16 protein-coding genes and 1 riboswitch are annotated in these 22,024 nt (G+C 55.5%); of the genes, 13 read left to right on the forward strand and 3 right to left on the reverse strand.

Translation table 11 applies throughout. The features are described from left to right. Nucleotides 1-84: 84 nt before the first annotated feature. The 5 genes from leuL to leuD all read left to right on the forward strand — a co-directional run bounded on the left by leuL (nt 85) and on the right by leuD (nt 4,943). A complete protein-coding gene (gene leuL, locus LBW88_RS26605; protein ID WP_224932557.1) occupies nt 85-168 on the forward strand; it encodes a leu operon leader peptide in 84 nt (27 codons plus the stop codon). Nucleotides 169-266: 98 nt separating this feature from the next. Beyond that, the gene (gene leuA, locus LBW88_RS10045; RefSeq protein WP_224932478.1) at nt 267-1,829 is read left to right on the forward strand and encodes a 2-isopropylmalate synthase; all 1,563 of its coding nucleotides are present in this window, start codon (nt 267-269) and stop codon (nt 1,827-1,829) included. A gap of 2 nt (nt 1,830-1,831) precedes the next feature. Beyond that, a complete protein-coding gene (gene leuB / locus LBW88_RS10050) occupies nt 1,832-2,923 on the forward strand; it encodes a 3-isopropylmalate dehydrogenase (protein WP_224932477.1) in 1,092 nt (363 codons plus the stop codon). Between the two features lie 4 nt (nt 2,924-2,927). Continuing rightward, entirely contained in the window at nt 2,928-4,334 is a 1,407-nt protein-coding gene (gene leuC / locus LBW88_RS10055) for a 3-isopropylmalate dehydratase large subunit (RefSeq protein WP_224932476.1), read from the forward strand. Nucleotides 4,335-4,337: 3 nt separating this feature from the next. After that, entirely contained in the window at nt 4,338-4,943 is a 606-nt protein-coding gene (leuD, locus tag LBW88_RS10060) for a 3-isopropylmalate dehydratase small subunit (protein WP_224932475.1), read from the forward strand. 81 nt (nt 4,944-5,024) lie between these two features. On the opposite strand, the gene LBW88_RS10065 is transcribed toward leuD, so the two are convergent. Next, nucleotides 5,025-6,206, reverse strand: coding sequence for an MFS transporter (locus tag LBW88_RS10065; RefSeq protein WP_224932474.1), 1,182 nt, complete (start codon nt 6,204-6,206; stop codon nt 5,025-5,027). 253 nt (nt 6,207-6,459) lie between these two features. On the opposite strand from LBW88_RS10065, the gene sgrR reads away from it, so the two are divergent. The 4 genes from sgrR to thiQ all read left to right on the forward strand — a co-directional run bounded on the left by sgrR (nt 6,460) and on the right by thiQ (nt 11,557). Further along, the gene (sgrR, locus tag LBW88_RS10070) at nt 6,460-8,121 is read left to right on the forward strand and encodes an HTH-type transcriptional regulator SgrR (protein ID WP_224932473.1); all 1,662 of its coding nucleotides are present in this window, start codon (nt 6,460-6,462) and stop codon (nt 8,119-8,121) included. Between the two features lie 35 nt (nt 8,122-8,156). After that, nucleotides 8,157-8,252: riboswitch (TPP riboswitch) on the forward strand. 47 nt (nt 8,253-8,299) lie between these two features. Continuing rightward, nucleotides 8,300-9,286, forward strand: coding sequence for a thiamine ABC transporter substrate binding subunit (thiB, locus tag LBW88_RS10075; RefSeq protein ID WP_224932472.1), 987 nt, complete (start codon nt 8,300-8,302; stop codon nt 9,284-9,286). Next, on the forward strand, nt 9,286-10,872 hold the full coding sequence (gene thiP / locus LBW88_RS10080; protein ID WP_224932471.1) for a thiamine/thiamine pyrophosphate ABC transporter permease ThiP: 1,587 nt from the start codon (nt 9,286-9,288) through the stop codon (nt 10,870-10,872). Before thiB ends, thiP begins: the two co-directional genes overlap by 1 nt. Then, complete coding sequence (gene thiQ / locus LBW88_RS10085; protein WP_224932470.1) at nt 10,856-11,557, forward strand: thiamine ABC transporter ATP-binding protein ThiQ; 702 nt, start codon at nt 10,856-10,858, stop codon at nt 11,555-11,557. The genes thiP and thiQ overlap by 17 nt, the downstream gene beginning before the upstream one ends. Here the strand turns inward: thiQ and LBW88_RS10090 are convergent. Further along, nucleotides 11,554-12,318, reverse strand: coding sequence for a DedA family protein (locus tag LBW88_RS10090; protein ID WP_166934030.1), 765 nt, complete (start codon nt 12,316-12,318; stop codon nt 11,554-11,556). The genes thiQ and LBW88_RS10090 overlap by 4 nt on opposite strands. A gap of 166 nt (nt 12,319-12,484) precedes the next feature. Here LBW88_RS10090 and polB point away from each other — a divergent pair, with 166 nt between their 5' ends. The 3 genes from polB to rluA all read left to right on the forward strand — a co-directional run bounded on the left by polB (nt 12,485) and on the right by rluA (nt 18,584). Further along, nucleotides 12,485-14,845, forward strand: coding sequence for a DNA polymerase II (gene polB / locus LBW88_RS10095; protein WP_224932469.1), 2,361 nt, complete (start codon nt 12,485-12,487; stop codon nt 14,843-14,845). 152 nt (nt 14,846-14,997) lie between these two features. Further along, nucleotides 14,998-17,904 (forward strand): RNA polymerase-associated protein RapA, encoded by a 2,907-nt coding sequence (rapA, locus tag LBW88_RS10100; protein WP_224932468.1) that lies wholly within the window; start codon nt 14,998-15,000, stop codon nt 17,902-17,904. 20 nt (nt 17,905-17,924) lie between these two features. Continuing rightward, entirely contained in the window at nt 17,925-18,584 is a 660-nt protein-coding gene (gene rluA, locus LBW88_RS10105) for a bifunctional tRNA pseudouridine(32) synthase/23S rRNA pseudouridine(746) synthase RluA (protein ID WP_224932467.1), read from the forward strand. A 66-nt stretch (nt 18,585-18,650) separates the two neighbouring features. Here rluA and djlA read toward each other — a convergent pair whose 3' ends face one another. Further along, complete coding sequence (gene djlA, locus LBW88_RS10110) at nt 18,651-19,463, reverse strand: co-chaperone DjlA (protein WP_224932466.1); 813 nt, start codon at nt 19,461-19,463, stop codon at nt 18,651-18,653. A 181-nt stretch (nt 19,464-19,644) separates the two neighbouring features. Here djlA and lptD point away from each other — a divergent pair, with 181 nt between their 5' ends. Next, entirely contained in the window at nt 19,645-22,017 is a 2,373-nt protein-coding gene (gene lptD / locus LBW88_RS10115; RefSeq protein WP_224932465.1) for an LPS assembly protein LptD, read from the forward strand. Nucleotides 22,018-22,024: the final 7 nt, after the last annotated feature.

The following is a 22,024-nucleotide window of genomic DNA, read 5'->3' on the forward strand; positions in this document are numbered from 1 at the left end:
TAGAAATACCCTTTCACTTAGGGTTGACTTCCCGCAGCAATCCCAGTATCAATATGTGCATCACGAATTTACGAGGTTTGATTCATGTTTCATTCTTTCCGCCTACTCGGTCTACTACTAAACGCATTCAATTTGCGCGGTAGACTTGTGGGTGGAATCAATCACTGATTCGAACCTGAAGAAGTTTAAAAAACCCGCGCCGATGCGCGGGTTTTTTTATGCTCGTTACACCGGCGAAGTTGAGTTAAAGCAAAAGGAAGATGACCATGAGCCAGCAAGTTATTATTTTCGATACCACTCTGCGCGACGGCGAGCAGGCATTACAGGCCAGCCTGAGTGTTAAAGAAAAACTGCAGATCGCCCTGGCGCTGGAGCGTATGGGCGTGGATGTAATGGAAGTCGGTTTCCCTATCTCTTCGCCGGGGGATTTCGAATCGGTGCAGACCATCGCACGCTCGGTGAAAAACAGCCGCGTTGCCGCGCTGGCTCGCTGCGTTGATAAAGACATTGATGCCGCCTACGAGGCATTGCGCGTCGCTGAAGCGTTCCGTATTCATACGTTCCTCGCCACTTCGCCAATGCATATCGCCACCAAATTGCGCAGTACCTTGCCAGATGTCATTGAGCGCGCAGTGGCCTCCATCAAACGCGCCCGCAATTACACGGACGACGTTGAGTTCTCTTGTGAAGACGGCGGCCGTACACCGATCGACGATCTGTGCCGCGTGGTAGAAGCCGCGATTAACGCCGGCGCGACCACCATCAACATTCCGGATACGGTTGGCTACAACTTGCCGCACGAGTACGCCAGTATCTTTAGCCAGTTGCGCGAACGCGTACCGAACATCGATAAAGCGATTTTGTCTGTTCATACCCACGATGATCTGGGCATGGCGACCGGCAATGCGGTCGCAGCGGTCTTAGCCGGCGCACGTCAGGTTGAAGGCACCATCAATGGCTTGGGTGAACGTGCGGGTAACTGTGCGTTGGAAGAAGTGATCATGGCGATTAAAACTCGTCAGCAGATCATGAATCTGCATACCAATATTCATCATCAGGAAATCTACCGTACCAGTCAGTTGGTCAGCCAGATTTGCAACATGCCGATTCCAGCCAACAAAGCAATTGTTGGCACTGGCGCCTTCGCTCACTCATCCGGCATCCATCAGGATGGCGTGTTGAAGAACCGCGAAAATTACGAAATCCTGACCCCTGAATCTATCGGCTTACACAAAATTCAGTTGAACCTGACTTCACGTTCAGGCCGTGCTGCAGTGAAACATCGCATGGAAGAGATGGGCTACAAAGAGTCGGACTACAACGTCGATGCTTTGTACGATGCCTTCCTGAAGCTGGCCGACAAGAAAGGCCAGGTATTTGATTACGATTTGGAAGCGCTGGCGTTCATCAACAAACAGAATGAAGAGCCAGAATATTTCCAGCTGAACGAATTCAATGTGCAGACCGGTTCCAGCGTCACCGCGACCGCGTCTGTGCAATTGGGCTGTGGCGAAGAGACCAAAGCCGATGCAGCGACCGGTAACGGTCCGGTTGATGCCGTTTATCAGGCCATCAACCGCATCACCGGCTTTGAAGCCGAACTGGTGAACTACAAGTTGACCGCCAAAGGCCACGGCGAGAATGCGCTGGGTCAGGTAGATATCGTGGTGAACTACAACGGTCGTAAATTCCACGGCGTGGGCCTGGCGACCGATATCGTCGAATCTTCTGCCAAGGCGATGGTGAACGCCCTGAACAACATCTGGCGCGCCAAACAGGTAGAAAAAGAATTGCAGCGTAAATTTAAAGATCAGAAGGAAACGGTGTAACTATGACTCAGTCTTATCATATTGCGGTAATGCCAGGCGACGGAATCGGCCCGGAAGTGATGGCGCAGGCTATCAAGGTTCTCGATGCAATTCGCGCGCGCTTCGACATGCGTATCACCACCAGCGAATATGAAGTTGGCGGTATCGCCATCGATCGTCACGGTGAGCCGCTGCCGCCTGCTACCGTTGCCGGTGCAGAGCAGGCCGATGCGATTCTGTTCGGCTCAGTCGGTGGTCCAAAATGGGAACACCTGCCACCAGCGGGTCAGCCAGAGCGTGGCGCACTGTTGCCACTGCGTAAACACTTCAAGCTGTTCAGCAATCTGCGTCCTGCTGCTTTATATAAAGGTCTGGAAGCCTTTTGCCCACTGCGCAGCGACATCGCCGCACGTGGTTTCGACATCCTGTGCGTGCGTGAGTTGACCGGCGGTATCTATTTCGGCCAGCCAAAAGGTCGCGAAGGTAGCGGTCCACATGAGCGCGCATTTGATACCGAGGTGTATCACCGTTTCGAGATCGAACGTATTGCGCGTAATGCCTTTGAAGCCGCACGCAAGCGCCGTAACAAAGTCACGTCAGTGGATAAAGCTAACGTGCTGGCGACCTCAGTGATGTGGCGCGAAATCGTTAATGAAGTGGCAAAAGATTACCCGGATGTAGAGCTGAGCCACATGTACATCGATAACGCCACCATGCAGCTGATTAAAGATCCATCACAGTTTGATGTGCTGCTCTGTTCTAACCTGTTCGGTGACATCCTGTCAGACGAATGCGCGATGATCACCGGTTCAATGGGCATGCTGCCTTCTGCCAGCATGAACGAAGAAGGCTTCGGTCTGTATGAGCCAGCGGGCGGTTCAGCGCCGGATATCGCCGGTCAGAATATTGCTAACCCGATTGCTCAGATTCTCTCGTTGTCTCTGCTGTTGCGCTTTAGCCTGAATGCAGGTGATGCAGCGGACAGTATCGAGCGTGCGGTCAGCCGCGCGCTGGAAGCGGGCCACCGCACCCGCGATTTGGCCGGCGACGGCCCAGCCGTGAGTACAGATGAAATGGGCAGCATCATTGCCGGTTTCATCGCTGAGGAAAAATAATAAAATGAAAAGCTTATACCAGAAGTTATTTGATGCACATGTCGTCCACGAAGCACCAAACGAAACCCCGTTACTGTACATCGATCGCCATCTGATCCATGAAGTGACGTCACCGCAGGCCTTTGATGGCCTGCGCGCGCACGGCCGCAAAGTGCGTCAGCCGTCGAAGACGTTTGCCACCATGGACCACAACGTTTCCACCCAGACCAAAGACATTAACGCGTCGGGTGAGATGGCGCGTATTCAGATGCAAGAGCTGATTAAGAACTGTGCTGAGTTCGGCATTCAGCTGTATGACCTGAATCACCCGTTCCAGGGCATCGTGCACGTAATTGGGCCCGAACAAGGGATGACGCTGCCAGGCATGACCATCGTCTGCGGCGATTCCCACACCGCGACCCACGGCGCATTCGGTTCGCTGGCATTCGGTATCGGCACCTCCGAAGTTGAACATGTGTTTGCCACGCAGACCCTGAAGCAGGGCCGTGCTAAGACCATGAAGATTGAAGTGCTGGGCGAAGCCGCAACCGGCATCACAGCGAAAGACATCGTGTTGGCGATTATCGGTAAAACCGGCAGCGCCGGTGGTACTGGTCATGTGGTGGAGTTCTGTGGCCCGGCGATTGAAGCGCTGAGCATGGAAGGCCGCATGACGCTGTGTAACATGGCGATAGAGATGGGCGCTAAAGCAGGCCTGGTCGCGCCGGATGACACCACTTTCGCTTACCTGAAAGACAAGCAGTTCGCACCGAAGGGCGAGCAGTGGGATGAAGCCGTCGCTTACTGGCGTACGATGAAGTCCGACAGCGATGCCAAATTCGATACCACTGTTACTTTGAATGCTGCTGACATCGCGCCACAAGTGACCTGGGGCACCAACCCAGGCCAGGTGATGGCGGTGGATCAGGCGATCCCGAATCCACAGTCGTTTGCCGATCCGGTTGAGCGTGCTTCTGCTGAGAAAGCGCTGGCTTACATGGATCTGCAGCCGGGCATCAAATTGACTGATGTCGCTATCGACAAAGTGTTTATCGGTTCCTGCACCAACTCACGTATTGAAGATTTGCGTGCTGCCGCAGCTATCGCCAAAGGCCGTAAAGTCGCACCAGGCGTCGTAGCCATGGTGGTGCCGGGCTCCGGTCCGGTTAAAGCCCAGGCGGAAGCGGAAGGTCTGGATAAAATTTTCCTCGAAGCCGGTTTTGAATGGCGTTTGCCAGGCTGCTCCATGTGCCTGGCGATGAACAATGACCGTCTGAACCCAGGCGAGCGTTGCGCATCCACCAGTAACCGTAACTTTGAAGGTCGTCAGGGCCGTGGCGGTCGCACTCACTTAGTGAGCCCGGCGATGGCTGCAGCGGCGGCAGTAACCGGTCGTTTTGCCGACATTCGTGAATTGACTCAGGGAGCTTAAGCCATGGCGAACAAATTTACTCAACACACCGGGATTGTGGCGCCACTGGACGCCGCGAACGTCGACACCGATGCCATCATTCCAAAACAGTTTTTGCAAAAAGTGACGCGCACCGGTTTTGGCGCGCACCTGTTCCACGACTGGCGTTTCGAAGATGATGCGGGCACCGTGCCTACCCCAGGTTTCGTCCTGAACAAACCGGAGTTTAAAGGCACCAGCATCTTGCTGGCACGTGAAAACTTTGGCTGCGGTTCTTCGCGTGAACACGCCCCATGGGCACTGACCGATTTCGGTTTCCACGTGGTGATTGCGCCAAGCTTCGCGGATATCTTCTATGGCAACAGCTTCAACAACCAGTTGCTGCCAGTGAAGTTGAGCGATGAAGAAGTGGATGAGATGTTCAAACTGGTGGCGGCGCAGCCGGGTGTGACCTTTACGGTCGATCTGGAAGCGCAGACGGTGACTGCTGGTGATAAGACTTACAGCTTTGAAATCGACACTTTCCGTCGTCACTGCATGATCAACGGCCTCGACAGCATTGGTTTGACGCTGCAACACGAAGCGTCCATCTCCAACTACGAGACCACTCAGCCAGCGTTCCTGCGTTAATACCTTATTCGGTGCGTTTGAGCGCACCGAATTGAGACGCACTGGATGTCCCGAAAGTCGCCTTTGCTGGCGACTTTTTGTTTATCTGGCATCACGTACTCGCGACGCCAACCCAAGCGCCACCACCGCCATCACCAGTGCCAGCCAGTAAACGGACTCATGCCCGAAGCGCTCGCTCAGCGTGCCCTGTATCAATCCCGCAATAATCAGACCGGTCGATATCGAGGTGGTAAACATGGTGGTCGCCGCGCCCGCGCGTCCCGGCATCAAATCCTGAAACCACAACATGCCAATCCCCGCGACGATACCGATAAAGGCCGCATTAAACAGCTGCAGCACCATCAATGCCGTGCGTGACTGGAACATGACCAGTCCAAGATAGAACAGAATCGCGGCAACCAGCGCTAACAGCACCAACTTACGTTTACCGAAACGCTTAGCGTAATGGCCAGCCAGCAGCATGATTGGTATCTCCAGCCCTGCCGCCGTCCCCATCAATAAGCCCGCCAGCTTTTCCGGCAGCCCCAGCGTGGAGCTGATATACAGCGGCATATCGATGATATACATGGTGTTGCACGCCCACATCACCACCGAGGCGATAAACAGCATTCGCACCTGGCTGTCTTTCCACGGGCTCAGCTGGGTCAGCACTTGCTCTGGCGTCGCAGCCACGCGCGGCACCGATGGCAGAGTGCGCCAAATCAGCAGCATACTGAGCAGGAAAATCGCCGCCGCCACGCAGAACAGCGTCACGAAGCCATAGTTAAGCGCTAATGCGAACGACAGTGGCGGCCCTATCACCCACGCCAGCGACAGCTGTGCACGCATCACCGAGCTGAACATCACCACTTCACGCGCAGACTGATCGGCATACTCTCGCGCCAGCGCAAAGATCTGCGGTATCGCCACGCTGGCCAGCGCCGACAGCAAGACGCCCACGCTAATCAACGTCAGGTAATGACGATTAAAGGCGAATAGCAGCGCATTGAGCACCGCCATCAGGCAGCAAAACAGGATTAAATTGCGACGATCGCCACGATTGTCCGAACGCTTTGCCATCAGCAAACTGATCACAATCCCGGCGATGGCGTTGATAGTAAAGAACAGACCGACCCAAAACGGTCGCACCTGCACTTCGCGTGTCAAAAACAGACTGAGCGTGGGTGCCTGCAACGCACCAGCGACACCGGTCATAAACGACACGGCCATAAAAGAGAGATAAACCGGATTAATACGACGCTGGCGCGTTAACAGCGATTTCATGCAGAAATCCCTTTGCGGAGAAATGAGGCTAAGACAAAGAGGGTAGAAGATTTCACAGCAAAACGAAAAAAGCCAGCAGAGAAAACGCTGCTGGCGGTGAAATGCACCCTACTCAGAAAAGGCTCCACGTCGGCGGAACCGCTGGCAGAGCGCCATTCATTGCTGAATGCCTCCCGCTCTTCCATTGCCTGGCAGTATGCCTCTAATATGGGGCAGGAAAAACTGAGCGATTCTGAGAAGGAGTTCCCCTTTTATGTCCTCTGCGCGACTGCAACAGCAGTTCATCCGCCTGTGGCAAAGCTGCCAGGGGCTGGATCAGGAAACCACATTAAGCGAGCTGGCCGAACGACTGCACTGTTCGCGGCGCCATATGCGCAATCTGTTGAATGCCATGCAGGATGCAGGCTGGCTGATTTGGCAGGCGGAAGCCGGACGTGGCAAACGTTCGGCCCTGAGCTTCAATTACACCGGCCTGGCACTCCAGCAGCAGCGCGCCGAGGACTTGCTGGATCAGGATCGCATCGAACAGCTGGTACAACTGGTTGGTGATAAGGATCAGGTTCGCCAGATGATCGCTGCCCACCTGGGCCGCAGTTTCCGTCAGGGCAAGCACATCCTGCGCGTGCTCTATTACCGCCCGCTGCCTAATCTGTTGCCCGGCTCCCCCTTGCGCCGTTCTGAAACTCATCTGGCGCGACAAATCTTTAACGGCCTGACGCGGATAAATGAGGAAAAGGGGGAAATCGAAGCGGATATCGCCCATCACTGGCAGCAAACCTCCCCACTCCACTGGCGTTTCTTTTTGCGTCCCGCGATTCGCTTTCATCACGGCCGCGAACTGGAGATGGAAGATGTTATCGCCTCGCTGGATCGCGTACGCAGTCAGCCGCTGTTCTCGCATATCGACAAACTGCATTCACCCGCGCCCTGGACGCTGGATATTCATCTAACGCAGCCCGATAGCTGGCTGCCTTGGCTGCTGGCCAGCGTCAGCGCGATGATCCTGCCGCGTGAATGGCCGACGCTGCGACATTTTGCCCGTCAGCCCATCGGCACAGGTCCGTACAGCGTGGTACGCAACCAGCAGACGCAGCTGAAAATCGCCGCCTTTGATGACTATTTTGGCTATCGCGCGCTGATTGATGACGTGTCGATTTGGGTGCTTCCGGAAATCAGTGATGAGCTGGTGTACGCGGGCGTAAAGCTGCAGGGCGAGACCGCCGATGAGAAATCCGAAGAGAGTCGTCTGGAAGAAGGCTGCTACTTTCTGCTGTTTGACCAAAGATCTGAGCGCGGCAAGGAGGCAAATTTTCGCCGCTGGGTGAGCTATCTGTTCAATCCGATTGCCCTGCTCAATCATGCGGGCGTCGGCTATCAGCGCTACTGGTTCCCGGCATACGGATTCTTACCGCGCTGGCACCATCGCCGCGATCTCACTCCAGCCGAAAAGCCTGACGGATTAACCCAACTGACTATCAGCTGGTACAGCCATCATGTTGAGCATGAAGGGATTGCCAACGCCCTGCGCCCGTTGCTGGCCGAACAGGGTGTCGAACTGATCACGCGCGAGTTGAGCTACGAAGAGTGGTTTGAAGGTGAGGGGGAAAGCGATATCTGGCTCGGCAGTGTGAACTTCACTCTCCCGCTCGAATACGCACTGTTTGCCCAGCTCTATGAGCTGCCGCTGATGCACCACTGCGTTCCGATTGACTGGCACGCCGATGCCCAGCAATGGCGACAGAAAACCTTGCCGCTAGCCGAATGGAGCAAGCAGTTGGTCAACAGCGACTTTGTTCATCCGCTTTTCCATCACTGGTTACTGCTGGAAGGCCAGCGCAGTATGCGTGGCGTGCGCCTCAATACTCTTGGCTGGTTTGACTTCAAATCGGCCTGGTTTGCACCTCCTGAGTTGTGATGCTTTCGCACTGTCACAGAAGTGTCTAAAATAGACCGTTCTCAACGGGGTGCCCTGCGTTTTGGGCTGAGATAAACCCGTCGAACCTGATCCGGCTCATACCGGCGTAGGGATTTGAGATGCCCGCTAACTCAGATCCTTTGCGACTCAACCTTATTTTCTCCTCAAGGAGCGCAAAGTGTTAAACAAAGTTCTGCCCGTATTGCTGTTGGTCTCTGCCCCGGTTTTCGCTGCTAAACCTGTCCTGACCGTTTACACCTATGACTCTTTTTCTGCTGAGTGGGGCCCGGGTCCCGCCGTCAAAAAAGCCTTTGAGGCCGAGTGCGGCTGCGAACTGAAGTATGTGGCGCTGGAAGATGGTGTGTCATTGCTCAACCGCGTGCGTATGGAAGGCAAGAACAGCAAAGCCGATGTGGTGCTGGGCCTTGATAACAATCTGGTGCAAGCCGCCGAGAAAACCGGCCTGTTTGCGAAAAGCGCCGTCGACACCAGTAAACTGCAACTGCCCGATGACTGGCATAACGACACCTTCGTTCCGTTCGATTACGGCTACTTCGCCTTCGTCTACGATAAAAACAAGCTGAAGAACCCACCGAAAAGCCTGAAAGAACTGGTCGAAAGCCCGGAAAAGTGGCGTGTAATTTATGAAGATCCACGCACCAGCACGCCGGGGCTCGGCCTGCTGCTGTGGATTCAGAAAGTGTATGGCGATAAAGCGCCTGACGCCTGGCAGAAGCTGGCGCAGAAGACCGTCACCGTAACGAAAGGCTGGAGCGAAGCCTATGGCCTGTTCCTGAAAGGTGAAGGCGATCTGGTGCTGAGTTATACCACCTCTCCGGCTTATCACATCATTGAAGAGAAGAAAGACAACTACGCCGCTGCGCCGTTCAGTGAAGGTCACTACCTGCAGGTGGAAGTGGCCGCACAGCTCGCCAGCAGCAAGCAGCCCAAGCTCGCACAGCAGTTTATGCAATTCATGGTGTCGCCCGCCTTCCAGCAGACCATTCCAACCGGCAACTGGATGTATCCGGTAATCAAAAGCGATTTGCCTGCGGGTTATCAGTCACTGACCGTGCCGGCGAATGCGCTGCAATACAGCTCAGCCGAAGTGGCCGATCATCGCGCTGACTGGATTCGCACCTGGCAACAAGCCGTTAGCCGTTAATGCCAGCCTGGTTAATTCCTGGAAGTGCCGTTGCGCTGATATTGTGCGCAGTGGCACTGCTGGCGTTCGGTGCCTTAGTGATGGCGGCGCCGGTCACTGACTGGCGCGCCCTGCTGTCAGACAGCTACCTCCACCACGTGCTGGCCTTCTCGTTTGAGCAGGCGCTGCTGTCTGCCCTGTTTTCGGTACTGCCGTCGATTCTGCTGGCGCGTGCGCTGTATCGTCGCCGCTTTCCGGGACGTACGCTGTTGCTGCGTCTTTGCGCCATGACGCTGGTATTGCCAGTTTTAGTGGCGGTGTTTGGCTTGCTCAGCGTCTATGGTCGCAGTGGCTGGCTGGCGCAGCTCTGTAACCTGCTTGGTATTGATTACACCTTCTCGCCCTATGGCTTGCAGGGCATTTTACTGGCGCATGTCTTCTTCAACCTGCCCCTCGCCACCCGCATGTTACTTCAGGCGCTGGAAAGCATTCCCGGTGAACAGCGCCAGCTAGCCGCCCAGCTGGGTCTGCGCGGCTGGAACCTGTTTCGTTTAGTCGAGTGGCCCTGGCTGCGACGCCAGATTCTGCCCACCGCAGCACTGATCTTTATGCTGTGCTTCGCCAGCTTCGCCACGGTGCTGGCTCTGGGCGGTGGACCGCGCGCCACCACGCTGGAACTGGCCATCTACCAGGCGCTGAGTTTTGATTACGATCCCAGTCGTGCTGCGCTACTGGCGCTGTTGCAGCTCGGATGCTGTTTGCTGCTGGTGCTGCTCAGCCAGCGCTTCAGTAAAGCTATTCCCACCGGCAGCCAAAATATTCGTGGCTGGCGTGATCCGCAGGATTCCTGGCACGCCCGACTCGGCGACACGCTGTTGATTATCTGTGCGCTGATGCTGTTGCTGCCGCCGCTCGCCGCGGTGGTAGTCGATGGCCTGCGCGGTGGCATCACGGGTGCACTTCAGCAGTCCACATTATGGCAAGCGACCTTCACCTCACTGCGCATCGCCATCGGCGCCGGATTGCTGTGCGTGCTGCTGACGATGATGTTGCTATGGAGCAGCCGTGAGCTGCGGCAGCGTCAGCGCAACGTGGCGGCACAGGCGATGGAACTGAGCGGCATGCTGATTCTGGCGATGCCCGGCATCGTGCTGGCCAGCGGCTTTTTCCTGCTGTTCAACGCCACCCTCGGTCTGCCGCAGCGTGCCGATGGCTTAGTGATCTTCACCAATGCGCTGATTGCCATCCCCTATGCGATGAAAGTGCTGGAAAATCCGATGCGCGATATCAGCGCCCGTTACAGCCAACTCTGTGCTTCGCTGGGCATTACGGGAATTAACCGCCTGAAACTGATAGAACTGCGAGCGCTAAAGCGTCCCATCGCACAGGCGCTGGCGTTTGCCTGCGTACTGTCGATTGGCGATTTCGGCGTGGTGGCCCTGTTTGGTAGCGCCGATTTCCGCACGCTGCCGTTCTATCTGTTCCAGCAGATTGGCGCTTATCGCGGCGCAGACGGTGCCGTTACCGCACTGCTACTGTTATTACTTTGCCTGTTACTTTTTACCCTGATGGAAAAACTGCCGGGTCGCCATGCTGACACTGAATAATCTCACCTACCTTTACCAGCATCTGCCAATGCGCTTCCGTTTTGAGGCCCAGGCAGGTGAGCGTCTGGCAATCCTCGGCCCAAGCGGCGCGGGGAAAAGCACCTTGCTCAGCCTGATCGGCGGATTTCTGCCAGTGAGCCAGGGAACCCTAATGATGAATGGCGTCGATCATACGCATAGCGTGCCGTCGGCGCGGCCGGTGTCGATGCTGTTTCAGGAGAACAATCTGTTCCCGCATCTCACGGTGCAGCAAAATATGGGATTGGGTTTGCATCCGGGCCTGAAACTGACGCGGGAACAGCAGCAACAGCTGGCCGCCATCGCTGAACAAACCGGATTAGCCGAAATGCTGAATCGCTTGCCAGGTGAGCTTTCCGGCGGTCAACGCCAGCGCGTGGCCTTAGCGCGCTGCCTGCTGCGCGATCAGCCAATCCTGCTGTTGGATGAGCCCTTCTCTGCGCTCGATCCGGCGCTACGTGGGGAGATGCTGCAACTGGTGCGTTCGGTGTGCGAAAGTCGCAATATCACGCTGCTGATGGTGTCGCACAGCCTGGAAGATGCTCAGCAAATTGCGCCGCGCAGTCTGGTGGTGGTCGATGGTCGGATTTACTGGGATGGCAGCACGGCGAGCTTGATCAGTGGAGAGAGTGAAGCGGCTGCCATCCTTGGCGTGAAAAAGCCTTAAGCGAAGAACACCTTCCACAACAGATGGCGGAAGATGGGCATCATCGGGTGATACTGAATGGCGATAAATGCCGCCACGCCGATAGCCGCCGCCAGCGGAGCCAACCAGCGTAAGCGCGCCTGCGGCAGATATTTCGTCGCCCAGTCAGTGGTTTTGCCACTGCGCCACCAGCGCCACATCAGCCAAAAGCCCATCCACACCAGTAACGCCACCAGCAACAGTAGCCACTTAAAATTGCCGCCTTGCGCGGCCTGTGGCACATCAATCGCCACACCGGCAAGGATGCCCGGCATCAGATAAGCCGGCGGCCAGAGAATACAGCCGATCAGATTGGGCGGCAGGAACTTGCGCACCGGCAACTCCAGCATGCCCGCTGCAAGTGGAATCAACGGACGCGTCGGTCCAACGAAACGCCCCACCAAAATCGTAAACATGCTGTGTTCATGCAGCGCGTGCTCGGTTTTATCCAGCAGGCCCTGATACTTTTTCAGATATTTCCAGCGGTGCAACGGCCCCTGAAACTTCCAGCCGATGCCATACGAGACCCAGTCACCAATCAGGCAACCGGCAAAACCCGCCGCCCAGGCAGGATAAAGACCAATCTGCCCACTGCCCACCAGCGCCCCGAGGCTGGCCATCAATACGGTACCTGGCAACAGCAATCCCACGAATGCCAGCGACTCAAGGAAGGTCACCAGCGCCACGGCCATCAGCGCGTACTCCAGCGATTGCGAAAACAGATGTTGAATCCAGGCTTCCATAACTATCCTCTGCGGAATATAGAGGCTGGATTGTCCGGAGCCAGCGCCAACCCGTCAAGGCAAGAATTGTAGAACGATGTTGACAGAGTGCTGACAATATCGCCACGCGCAGGCACTGTATAAACATCCATGATATACTTCAGGCAATTCATTTCCCGGAGTTAACGTGACCGAACCGCGCGCAGGTTTTCTGCTTACCCGCCACTGGCGAGATACCCCAACCGGCAGCGAAGTGGTGCTCTGGCTGGCGACTGATGAGGGCCCGCAGCGGCTGGTGCTACCGGCACAAGAGTCCGTGGCTTTCATTCCAGAAGAATTCCGCCAGCAAACCGAAACGCTGATCCGTGACGAGCGGCATACTCGTGTGCAATCACTGGAACTGAAAGATTTCCGTCGTCGTCCGGTGTTTGGTCTCTATTGCCGCAGCAATCGCCAGCTGCAAAACCTGGAAAAGCGCCTGCGAGAGAATGGCATCGCGGTGTATGAAGCCGATATCCGCCCGCCAGAACGCTATTTGATGGAGCGTTTTATCACTGCGCCGGTGTGGTTCAGCGGCGAGGTGCGCGGCGATAGCGTGGTCAATGCGCGTTTGAAACCCCATCCAGATTACCGTCCGCAGCTGAAATGGGTTTCGCTGGATATTGAAACCACGGAGCACGGTGAGCTGTATTGCATCGGGCTGGAAGGCTGCGGCCAACGCCAGGTTTACATGCTGGGTCCGCCCAATGGCGATGCCAGCACGCTCGATTTCGATCTCATCTATGTGGATAGCCGCCCGCAGTTGCTGGAGCAACTCAATGCCTGGTTCGCTCGCCACGATCCTGACGTGATCATCGGCTGGAGCGTGGTGCAGTTCGATCTTCGCGTCCTGCAGAAACACGCCGATCGTTACGGCATTCCGCTGCGCTTAGGCCGCCAGAATCAGGCGCTGGAGTGGCGTGAGCATGGCTTTAAACCGGGCGTATTCTTCGCACAAGCCACTGGTCGTCTGGTGATCGATGGCATTGAAGCACTGAAGTCCGCTTTCTGGGACTTTCCCTCTTTTAGTCTTGAGGCGGTGTCGCGTCAGCTACTCGGCGAAGGAAAATACATCGACAACCCGTGGCAGCGCATGGAAGAGATCAACTGGCGTTTTGCCCATGACAAACCGGCGCTGGCGAAGTACAACCTGAAAGATTGCGAGCTGGTGACGCGCATCTTTCAGCACACCGCCATCATGCCGTTTTTGCTGGAACGCGCCACGGTGAATGGCCTGGCGGTCGATCGTCACGGCGGTTCGGTAGCGGCGTTTGGTCATCTTTATATTCCGCGCATGCACCGTGCAGGATTTGTGGCACCCAACCTCGGCGAAGTGGCACCCGAAGCCAGCCCAGGCGGTTATGTGATGGACTCACGCCCCGGCCTGTATGATTCGGTGCTGGTGCTGGATTACAAAAGCCTTTATCCCTCGATTATCCGCACCTTCCTGATCGATCCGGTTGGTCTGGTAGAAGGATTGGCCCATCCTGACGACGCCGATTCTGTGCCCGGCTTCCGTGAGGCACGCTTTTCGCGCCAGACCCACTGTTTACCGGCGATAGTCGAACAAATCTGGCAAGGGCGTGAAGCCGCCAAGCGCGAGAATAACAAGCCGTTGTCTCAGGCGCTGAAAATCATCATGAATGCCTTTTACGGCGTGCTAGGCACTAGCGCCTGCCGCTTCTTTGATCCGCGCCTTGCGTCCTCTATTACCCTGCGCGGCCACGCCATCATGCAGCAAACTCGCGAACTGGTTGAGGCCGAAGGGTTTGATGTAATTTATGGCGACACCGACTCGACCTTTGTCTGGCTAAAGGGCGCACATAGCGAGACGGAAGCTGCAGCCATTGGTCATCGTCTGGCCCAACAGGTCAACGCGTGGTGGCAGCAGCATCTGCAACAGACTTACGGGCTGGAAAGTGCACTGGAGCTGGAGTACGAAACCCATTTCAGTCGCTTCCTGATGCCGACAATTCGCGGTGCCGAACAAGGCAGTAAAAAACGCTACGCCGGCATGATTCGCACGGGTGACTCGGAACGCCTGGTATTTAAAGGCCTTGAATCGGTGCGCACCGACTGGACGCCGCTGGCGCAACAGTTCCAGCAAAATCTGTATGGCCGTATTTTTCGGGGTGAACCGTGGCAGGATTACATCCGCGAAACCGTGGCGCAGCTGCTGGCGGGCGAACTGGACGAATTACTGGTCTATAAAAAGCGCCTGCGCCGCCCGTTAAAAGATTATGAAAAAAACGTGCCGCCGCATGTGCGTGCCGCGCGCCTCGCTGATGAGCAAAATCGGAAATTGCAGCGCCCGTTACAGCATCAAAATGGCGGATCCATCCGCTATGTGATGGCGACCGCTGGCCCGGAACCCCTGGAAGCGCGCACCACGCCGCTCGACTACGATCACTACGTCACCAAACAGTTACAACCGGTGGCAGATGGCATTTTACCCTTCGTCGGCGATGACTTTGCTACACTCATTACTGGGCAGCTGGGGCTTTTTTGACAGGTGACGAACGCCTTGCCATCCAGTACCATAGCGCCCTTCCTGATCCTCACCGCATAGACAACCTGACCAAACACCCGTTTGGCGGCGATGTATTGCCTGAGTGCAGGTGAACTTTTTTATGGCATGTCAGAGAGTCGAGCTAAAAATATATGGTTTTTACACTGGGTCAGCGCTGGATTAGTGATACGGAAAGTGAACTGGGATTAGGAACGGTGGTGGCGATCGATACGCGCATGATCACCATGATGTTCCCGGCAACCGGCGAAAACCGCCTGTATGCCCGTAATGATGCTCCCGTCACCCGTGTGATATTCAATCCGGGCGACACCATCACCAACCACGAAGGTTGGCAGATGAGCGTCGATGAAGTCCGCAACGATAACGAATTAATGACTTACATCGGCACGCGTCTCGACACCGAAGAAAGCGGCGTGGTGATGCGCGAAGTGATGCTGGACAGCAAACTGGTGTTCAGCAAACCTCAGGATCGTCTGTTTGCCGGTCAGCTCGACCGTATGGACCGTTTTGCCCTGCGTTTCCGCGCACGTAAATACCAGAGCGAACAGTATCGCCTGCCGATCAGCGGCCTGCGCGGCATGCGCACCAATCTGATCCCGCATCAGTTGCATATCGCGCATGATGTCGGCCGTCGTCATGCGCCACGCGTACTGCTGGCGGATGAAGTCGGCCTGGGTAAAACCATTGAAGCCGGGATGATCATTCAGCAACAGCTGCTGGCAGGTCGTGCCGATCGCGTACTGATCGTGGTGCCGGAAACCCTGCAGCACCAGTGGTTGGTGGAGATGTTACGTCGCTTTAACCTGCGCTTTGCCCTGTTTGATGACGACCGCTACACCGAAGCGCAGCACGACAGCGACAACGCCTTCGAAACCGAACAGCTGATTATCTGTTCACTAGATTTCGTGCGCCGTAATAAGCAGCGTCTTGAATTGCTGGCCGATGCCGACTGGGATCTGCTGGTGGTCGATGAAGCCCACCATCTGGCCTGGAGCGAAGATGCACCGAGCCGTGAATATCAGGTGATTGAGCAGCTGGCTGAGAAAACTGCGGGCGTACTGCTGCTGACGGCAACGCCGGAACAGCTGGGTCTGGAAAGCCACTTTGCTCGTTTGCGTCTGCTTGATCCTAATCGCTTCCATGACTTCGGTCAGTTTGTCGCTGAGCAGCAGAACTATCGTCCGGTGGCCGATGCGGTGAGTTCCTTGCTGGCCGACCACGCTATCAGTAAAGAAGAGATGAACCTGATCAACGACCTGATCGGTGAGCAGGACATCGAGCCGCTGTTGCAGGTCGCGAATAGCGATCGTGATGGCAAAGAAGATGCGCGCAAAGAGCTGGTTTCCATGCTGATGGACCGCCACGGAACCAGCCGCGTGCTGTTCCGTAACACGCGTAACGGCGTGAAGGGCTTCCCGAAACGCGAACTGCACCAGATTCGTTTGCCACTGCCCGCGCAGTATCAAACCGCGATTAAAGTTTCCGGCATCATGGGCACCCGTAAGAGCGCAGAAGAGCGCGCACGTGACATGCTGTATCCGGAAAAGATTTATCAGGAATTTGAAGGCGATAGCGGTACCTGGTGGAACTTCGACCCGCGCGTAGAATGGCTGATGGGCTACCTGACCAGCAACCGTAAAGAGAAAGTGCTGGTGATCTGCGCTCAGGCGGCCACCGCGCTGCAACTGGAGCAGGTGCTGCGTGAGCGCGAAGGCATTCGTGCTGCGGTGTTCCACGAAGGATTATCCATTCTGGAGCGCGACCGCGCTGCGGCGTTCTTCGCCTCTGAAGAAGAAGGCGCACAGGTGCTGCTGTGCTCGGAAATCGGTTCTGAAGGCCGTAACTTCCAGTTCGCCAGCCGCCTGGTGATGTTCGATCTGCCGTTTAACCCAGACTTGCTGGAACAGCGTATTGGTCGTCTTGACCGTATCGGTCAGATGCACGACATCCAGATTCTGGTGCCGTGGCTGGAGAAAACCGCTCAGGCGGTGCTGCTGCGCTGGTATCACGAAGGTCTGGACGCGTTTGAGCATACCTGCCCAACCGGTCGCACTATTTATGACAGCGAATACAGCAAGCTGATTGAATACCTCGCTGCGCCAGAGAATCCCCAGGGGCTGGATGAGTTCATCGCCGAGAGCCGCAAACAGCACGATACGTTGAAATCACAGCTGGAACAGGGTCGTGACCGTTTGCTGGAGCTGAACTCCAACGGCGGCGAAGCAGCTCAGGCGCTGGCGAATGCGATTGGTGAACAGGATAACGACACTGATTTGGTTAACTTCGCGCTCAACCTGTTCGACATCGTCGGCATCAACCAGGAAGATCGCAGCGACAGTTTGATCGTGCTGACGCCATCCGATCACATGCTGGTGCCAGATTTCCCAGGCTTGCCGGAAGACGGCTGCACCGTGACCTTTAACCGTAACCAGGCGCTGTCGCGTGAAGACACCCAGTTCATCACCTGGGAACATCCGCTGATCCGCAACGGTCTCGATTTGATCCTGTCCGGCGATACCGGCAGCTGTGCATTGTCACTGTTGAAGAACAAAGCGCTGCCGGTAGGTACGCTGCTGGTCGAGATGGTGTATGTGGTTGAAGCGCAGGCGCCTAAGAGTCTGCAACTTACCCGCTTCCTGCCGCCTACGCCGGTGCGTTTGCTGATGGATCGTGCCGGCAACAACCTGGCAGGTAAAGTGGAGTTCGAAAGCTTTAACCGTCAGTTGAACGCCGTGAATCGTCACACCGGCAGTAAGCTGGTTAATGCGGTACAACAGGAAGTGCATGAGATTCTGACGCAGGCTGAGAAAGTGGTGATTCCGGAAGCACAGGCGATTATCGCAGCGGCGAAAGTCGAGGCGGATGAGAAACTGAGTGCCGAGCTGTCACGTCTCGAAGCGTTGCGAGCGGTCAACCCCAACATCCGTGATGATGAAGTTGAAGCGCTGGAAAGCAATCGCGAGCAGGTGCTGGCGAGCCTCGGTGATGCGGGCTGGCGTCTGGACGCACTGCGTCTGATCGTCGTTACGCACCAATAATCGCTGAAGGCCACTACGACATGTTGATGGAAGCCTACAATCCACCGCTCGAACCCTGGTTACATATTCTGTATCAGGACGAACACATTATGGTGGTCAACAAACCAAGCGGTTTGTTGTCGGTGCCGGGTCGCCTGGAAGAGCACAAAGACAGCGTCATGACGCGCATTCAACGTGATTTTCCTCAGGCGGAATCAGTCCACCGACTGGATATGGCCACCAGCGGTGTGATCGTGGTGGCGCTGAATAAAGCGGCTGAGCGCGAATTAAAGCGGCAGTTTCGCGAGCGTGAGCCGTCAAAGTATTATGTGGCACGTGTTTGGGGCCATCCTGCGGCGGAAGAGGGAGTCATCGATCTGCCGCTGATTTGCGACTGGCCTAACCGACCTAAGCAGATGGTGTGCTTCGAGAACGGCAAATCCGCGCAGACGGAGTACCAGGTGCTGGAGTATGAAGCGAGCCACAGCGCCCGCGTGCTGCTCAAACCGATTACCGGACGTTCACATCAGCTGCGTGTGCATTTGCTGGCGCTGGGTCATCCTATTTTAGGTGACCGCTTCTATGCCCATGAAGAAGCACTGGCCATGGCGCCGCGTCTGCAACTGCACGCAGAGTCATTAACGATTACCCATCCGTCGTTTGGCAACAGCATGACGTTTAAGCAGCCAGCGGATTTTTAATCTGCAGGCAATAAAAAGGGCCGTCAGCAATGACGGCCCTTTCAAATCTCATCTCAACATTCCAGGCTATTTAAATCCCTTCTCCTTACGAATCAAATCGTAAGCCGCCTGAATCTCCTGCGCTTTCTGCTTCGCCATCTCCATCATTTCTGGCGGTAACCCTTTCGCCACCAGCTTGTCCGGATGATGCTCACTCATCAACTTACGGTAAGCGCGTTTGATGGTGGTGCTGTCATCACTGCTTTTCACACCGAGTACGCTGCACGCATCATCCAGTGTGGGGCCACGCTTCGCCTGTTGATACGCGCCACCATAAGAGGAGCCGCCGCCGCCAAACTGTTGTCCGCCTTCCATCATCCGCAGGAACTGATCGAACTGCGCGCGTGAAATGCCCAGCTCTTCAGCGATGACATACAGCACCTGACGCTCGTTAGGGTGCAGCGAACCATCAGCAAAGGCCGCCTGAATCTGAATTTCCAGAAACATCCGAATCAGATCAAAACGACCGAAGCAGGCGCTACGCAGTTCACGCAACTTGTTACGCAGCGGATAGTCACTTTGCTTGCCTTCACGGAAAGCGCGCTGCGCCGCCGTGCGGGCATCGCCATGCAACTGCATACGATCCATAAATAAGGAAGCAATCTGGATATCTGCCTCAGTGACGCGCCCTTTTGACTTGGTCAAATGGCCCATCACCTGAAAAGTGGTACTGAAAAACAGCGTCTGTCGCGCCTGATTATTGGCGAAATATCCCTGTCCCTTTACGCTACGCACTTTGTCAAACATGTGACCAATGAGCAGGCCCAGTACAATGCCCCAGAAGCCTGCTCCAGAAAGTAAGCCGAGAGCCAGACCAATAACTTTTCCCCAGTAGCGCATAAACTCCTCAATTCGCCATGCTTGCGGCTGAAAATTGCATTATCATACCTTTCATTTACTTCAGTGCCTAACAGCAACGCGATCAGACAAGGATTAACACTGGCACAACGCCGGGCAGTAAGTTAGTCTCTGAGCCGATTGTCGGCATGATGCCCGTTCTCATGGAAATCCCGAACCGCGTATGAAAAAACAGATACCTACCCTGCTGGCAACCATGATTGGTGCAGCGCTCTACAGTCAGCAGACGTTCGCCGACGATCTTATGTCGCAATGTATGCTGGGCGTGCCGAGCTACAACCGTCCGCTGGTCAGCGGCGACACCAATTCGTTGCCTGTCACCATCAACTCTGACTCGGCCAAAGGTAACTACCCGAATGACGCGGTGTTTACGGGCAATGTTGATGTGCAGCAGGGCAATAGCCGCTTGCGTGCCGATGAGATGCAACTGCATCAGCGCCAGCAGGATGGACAGACAACGCCGGTGCGTACCGTAGATGCGCTGGGTAATGTGCACTATGACGACAACCAGGTCATCCTGAAAGGTCCTAAAGCGTGGTCCAATCTGAACACCAAAGACACCAACGTGTGGAACGGTGATTACCAGATGGTGGGCCGTCAGGGCCGCGGCGTTGCCGATCAGATGAAACTGCGTGGCGACAACCGTTATACCATTCTGGAAAACGGCAGCTTCACCTCTTGCCTGCCCGGCTCTAATAGCTGGAGCGTGGTGGGTTCCGAGGTGATTCAGGACCGCCAGGAAGAAGTGGCTGAAATCTGGAACGCCCGCTTTAAACTCGGCAATGTGCCGGTGTTTTACAGCCCGTATTTACAGTTACCGATTGGCGATCGTCGTCGCTCCGGTTTCCTGATCCCAAATGCAAAATATGGCAGTAATAACGGCTTCGAATTTATGCTGCCGTATTACTGGAACATCGCGCCGCAGGCCGATGCCACCATTACACCGCATTACATGAGCAAACGCGGTCTGCAACTGCAGAACGAATTCCGCTATCTGACCGTGTTTGGTGCCGGTCTGATGGAACTGGATTATCTGCCTTCAGATAAGCAGTACGACAACGATAAAGCGGTGCGTGGCATCGCCGAAAATGATAACTCAGATCGCTGGCTGTTCTACTGGCAGCATGCCGGCGTCTACGAGCAGCACTGGCGCTTCAACGCCAACTACACCAAGGTGAGCGACCCGTATTACTTCAACGATCTCGACTCGAAGTATTACAACTCTACTGACGGTTACGCGACGCAGAAGTTTAGCTTTGGCTACGCAGACACCAACTGGGATGCGACGCTATCGACTAAAGACTTCCAGGTGTTTGGCAGTACCAGCACGCGTAATATTTATCGTGCGATGCCTCAGCTTGACCTGAATTTCTATCAAAACGACATTGGTCCATTTGATGGTCGTATTTTTGCTCAGGCCGTCAAATTTACCAACGTAAACAGCGAAATGCCGGAAGCCACGCGCCTTCATATTGAACCTACGCTGAATCTTCCGCTATCAAACGGCTGGGCTAGCCTCGATACCGAGGCAAAATTCCTTGCTACGCATTACCAGCAGGATGGCATCGACAATTACAACAGCACGGTGGATGAGAACAGTGCGAGTGGGCAGCTGAAAAATTCTGTCAACCGTACCCTGCCACAGTTCAAAGTGGATGGTCGTCTGGTATTTGACCGCGATATGGATTGGGAGCCGGGCTACACGCAAACGCTGGAGCCGCGTGTGCAGTACCTCTATATCCCATACCGTAATCAGAGCAGTATCTATCCGTACGACTCTACCCTGCTGCAAACCGACTACACCGGTCTGTTCCGCGATCGTACTTACAGTGGTCTGGATCGCATCGCTTCGGCTAACGAAGTTTCAACCGGTGTGACCACGCGAATTTATGATAACGATCTGGTTGAACGTTTTAACGTTTCTGTGGGTCAAATCTACTCGTTTACCCCGTCTCGTACCGGCGTAAACCAGACGAGTGATGAGGATGACACCGGCAGCCTGGTGTGGGCCGGCGATACCTACTGGAAAATCAGCGATCGCTGGGGCGCGCGTGGCGGACTGCAGTATGACACCCGTCTCGATAACGTCGCACAAGGCAACGCCATCCTGGAATACCGTCAGGATGCGGATCGTATGGTGCAGCTGAGCTATCGCTACAGCAGCCCGGAATACGTGGCGCAGGCGTTGAACAACTCCAGCTTGCTGACGAACCCGATCTACAAAAACGGGATTTCACAAGTTGGCGCAACCGCGAGTTGGCCAATTGCCGATGCCTGGTCACTGGTGGGCGGATATTACTATGATACCCGCAACAGTCGCCCTGCTGAGCAGTTAGTTGGCCTGCAGTACAGCTCGTGCTGCTACGCCATTCGTCTGGGTTACGAGCGCAAGATCAACGGTTGGGAAAACAACGACAGTAAGTATGACAACCAAATCTCATTCAACATTGAGCTGCGTGGTCTGAGTTCTAACTATGGCTTAGGCACCAATGAAATGCTGCGTCAGGGCATCATCCCTTACCAGCGCGCTTTCTGATGTTGTG

It is taken from the genome of Pantoea sp. alder81, assembly GCF_020179835.1.
In the GTDB taxonomy this organism is placed as follows: Bacteria; Pseudomonadota; Gammaproteobacteria; order Enterobacterales; family Enterobacteriaceae; genus Pantoea.

Coding starts and splice junctions, on each gene's coding strand:
- leuL (WP_224932557.1), top strand. CDS start 85: ATGTTTCATTCTTTCCGCCTACTCGGTCTACTACTAAACGCATTCAAT.
- leuA (WP_224932478.1), top strand. CDS start 267: ATGAGCCAGCAAGTTATTATTTTCGATACCACTCTGCGCGACGGCGAG.
- leuB (WP_224932477.1), top strand. CDS start 1,832: ATGACTCAGTCTTATCATATTGCGGTAATGCCAGGCGACGGAATCGGC.
- leuC (WP_224932476.1), top strand. CDS start 2,928: ATGAAAAGCTTATACCAGAAGTTATTTGATGCACATGTCGTCCACGAA.
- leuD (WP_224932475.1), top strand. CDS start 4,338: ATGGCGAACAAATTTACTCAACACACCGGGATTGTGGCGCCACTGGAC.
- LBW88_RS10065 (WP_224932474.1), bottom strand. CDS start 6,206: ATGAAATCGCTGTTAACGCGCCAGCGTCGTATTAATCCGGTTTATCTC.
- sgrR (WP_224932473.1), top strand. CDS start 6,460: ATGTCCTCTGCGCGACTGCAACAGCAGTTCATCCGCCTGTGGCAAAGC.
- thiP (WP_224932471.1), top strand. CDS start 9,286: ATGCCAGCCTGGTTAATTCCTGGAAGTGCCGTTGCGCTGATATTGTGC.
- thiQ (WP_224932470.1), top strand. CDS start 10,856: ATGCTGACACTGAATAATCTCACCTACCTTTACCAGCATCTGCCAATG.
- LBW88_RS10090 (WP_166934030.1), bottom strand. CDS start 12,318: ATGGAAGCCTGGATTCAACATCTGTTTTCGCAATCGCTGGAGTACGCG.
- rapA (WP_224932468.1), top strand. CDS start 14,998: ATGGTTTTTACACTGGGTCAGCGCTGGATTAGTGATACGGAAAGTGAA.
- rluA (WP_224932467.1), top strand. CDS start 17,925: ATGTTGATGGAAGCCTACAATCCACCGCTCGAACCCTGGTTACATATT.
- djlA (WP_224932466.1), bottom strand. CDS start 19,463: ATGCGCTACTGGGGAAAAGTTATTGGTCTGGCTCTCGGCTTACTTTCT.
- lptD (WP_224932465.1), top strand. CDS start 19,645: ATGAAAAAACAGATACCTACCCTGCTGGCAACCATGATTGGTGCAGCG.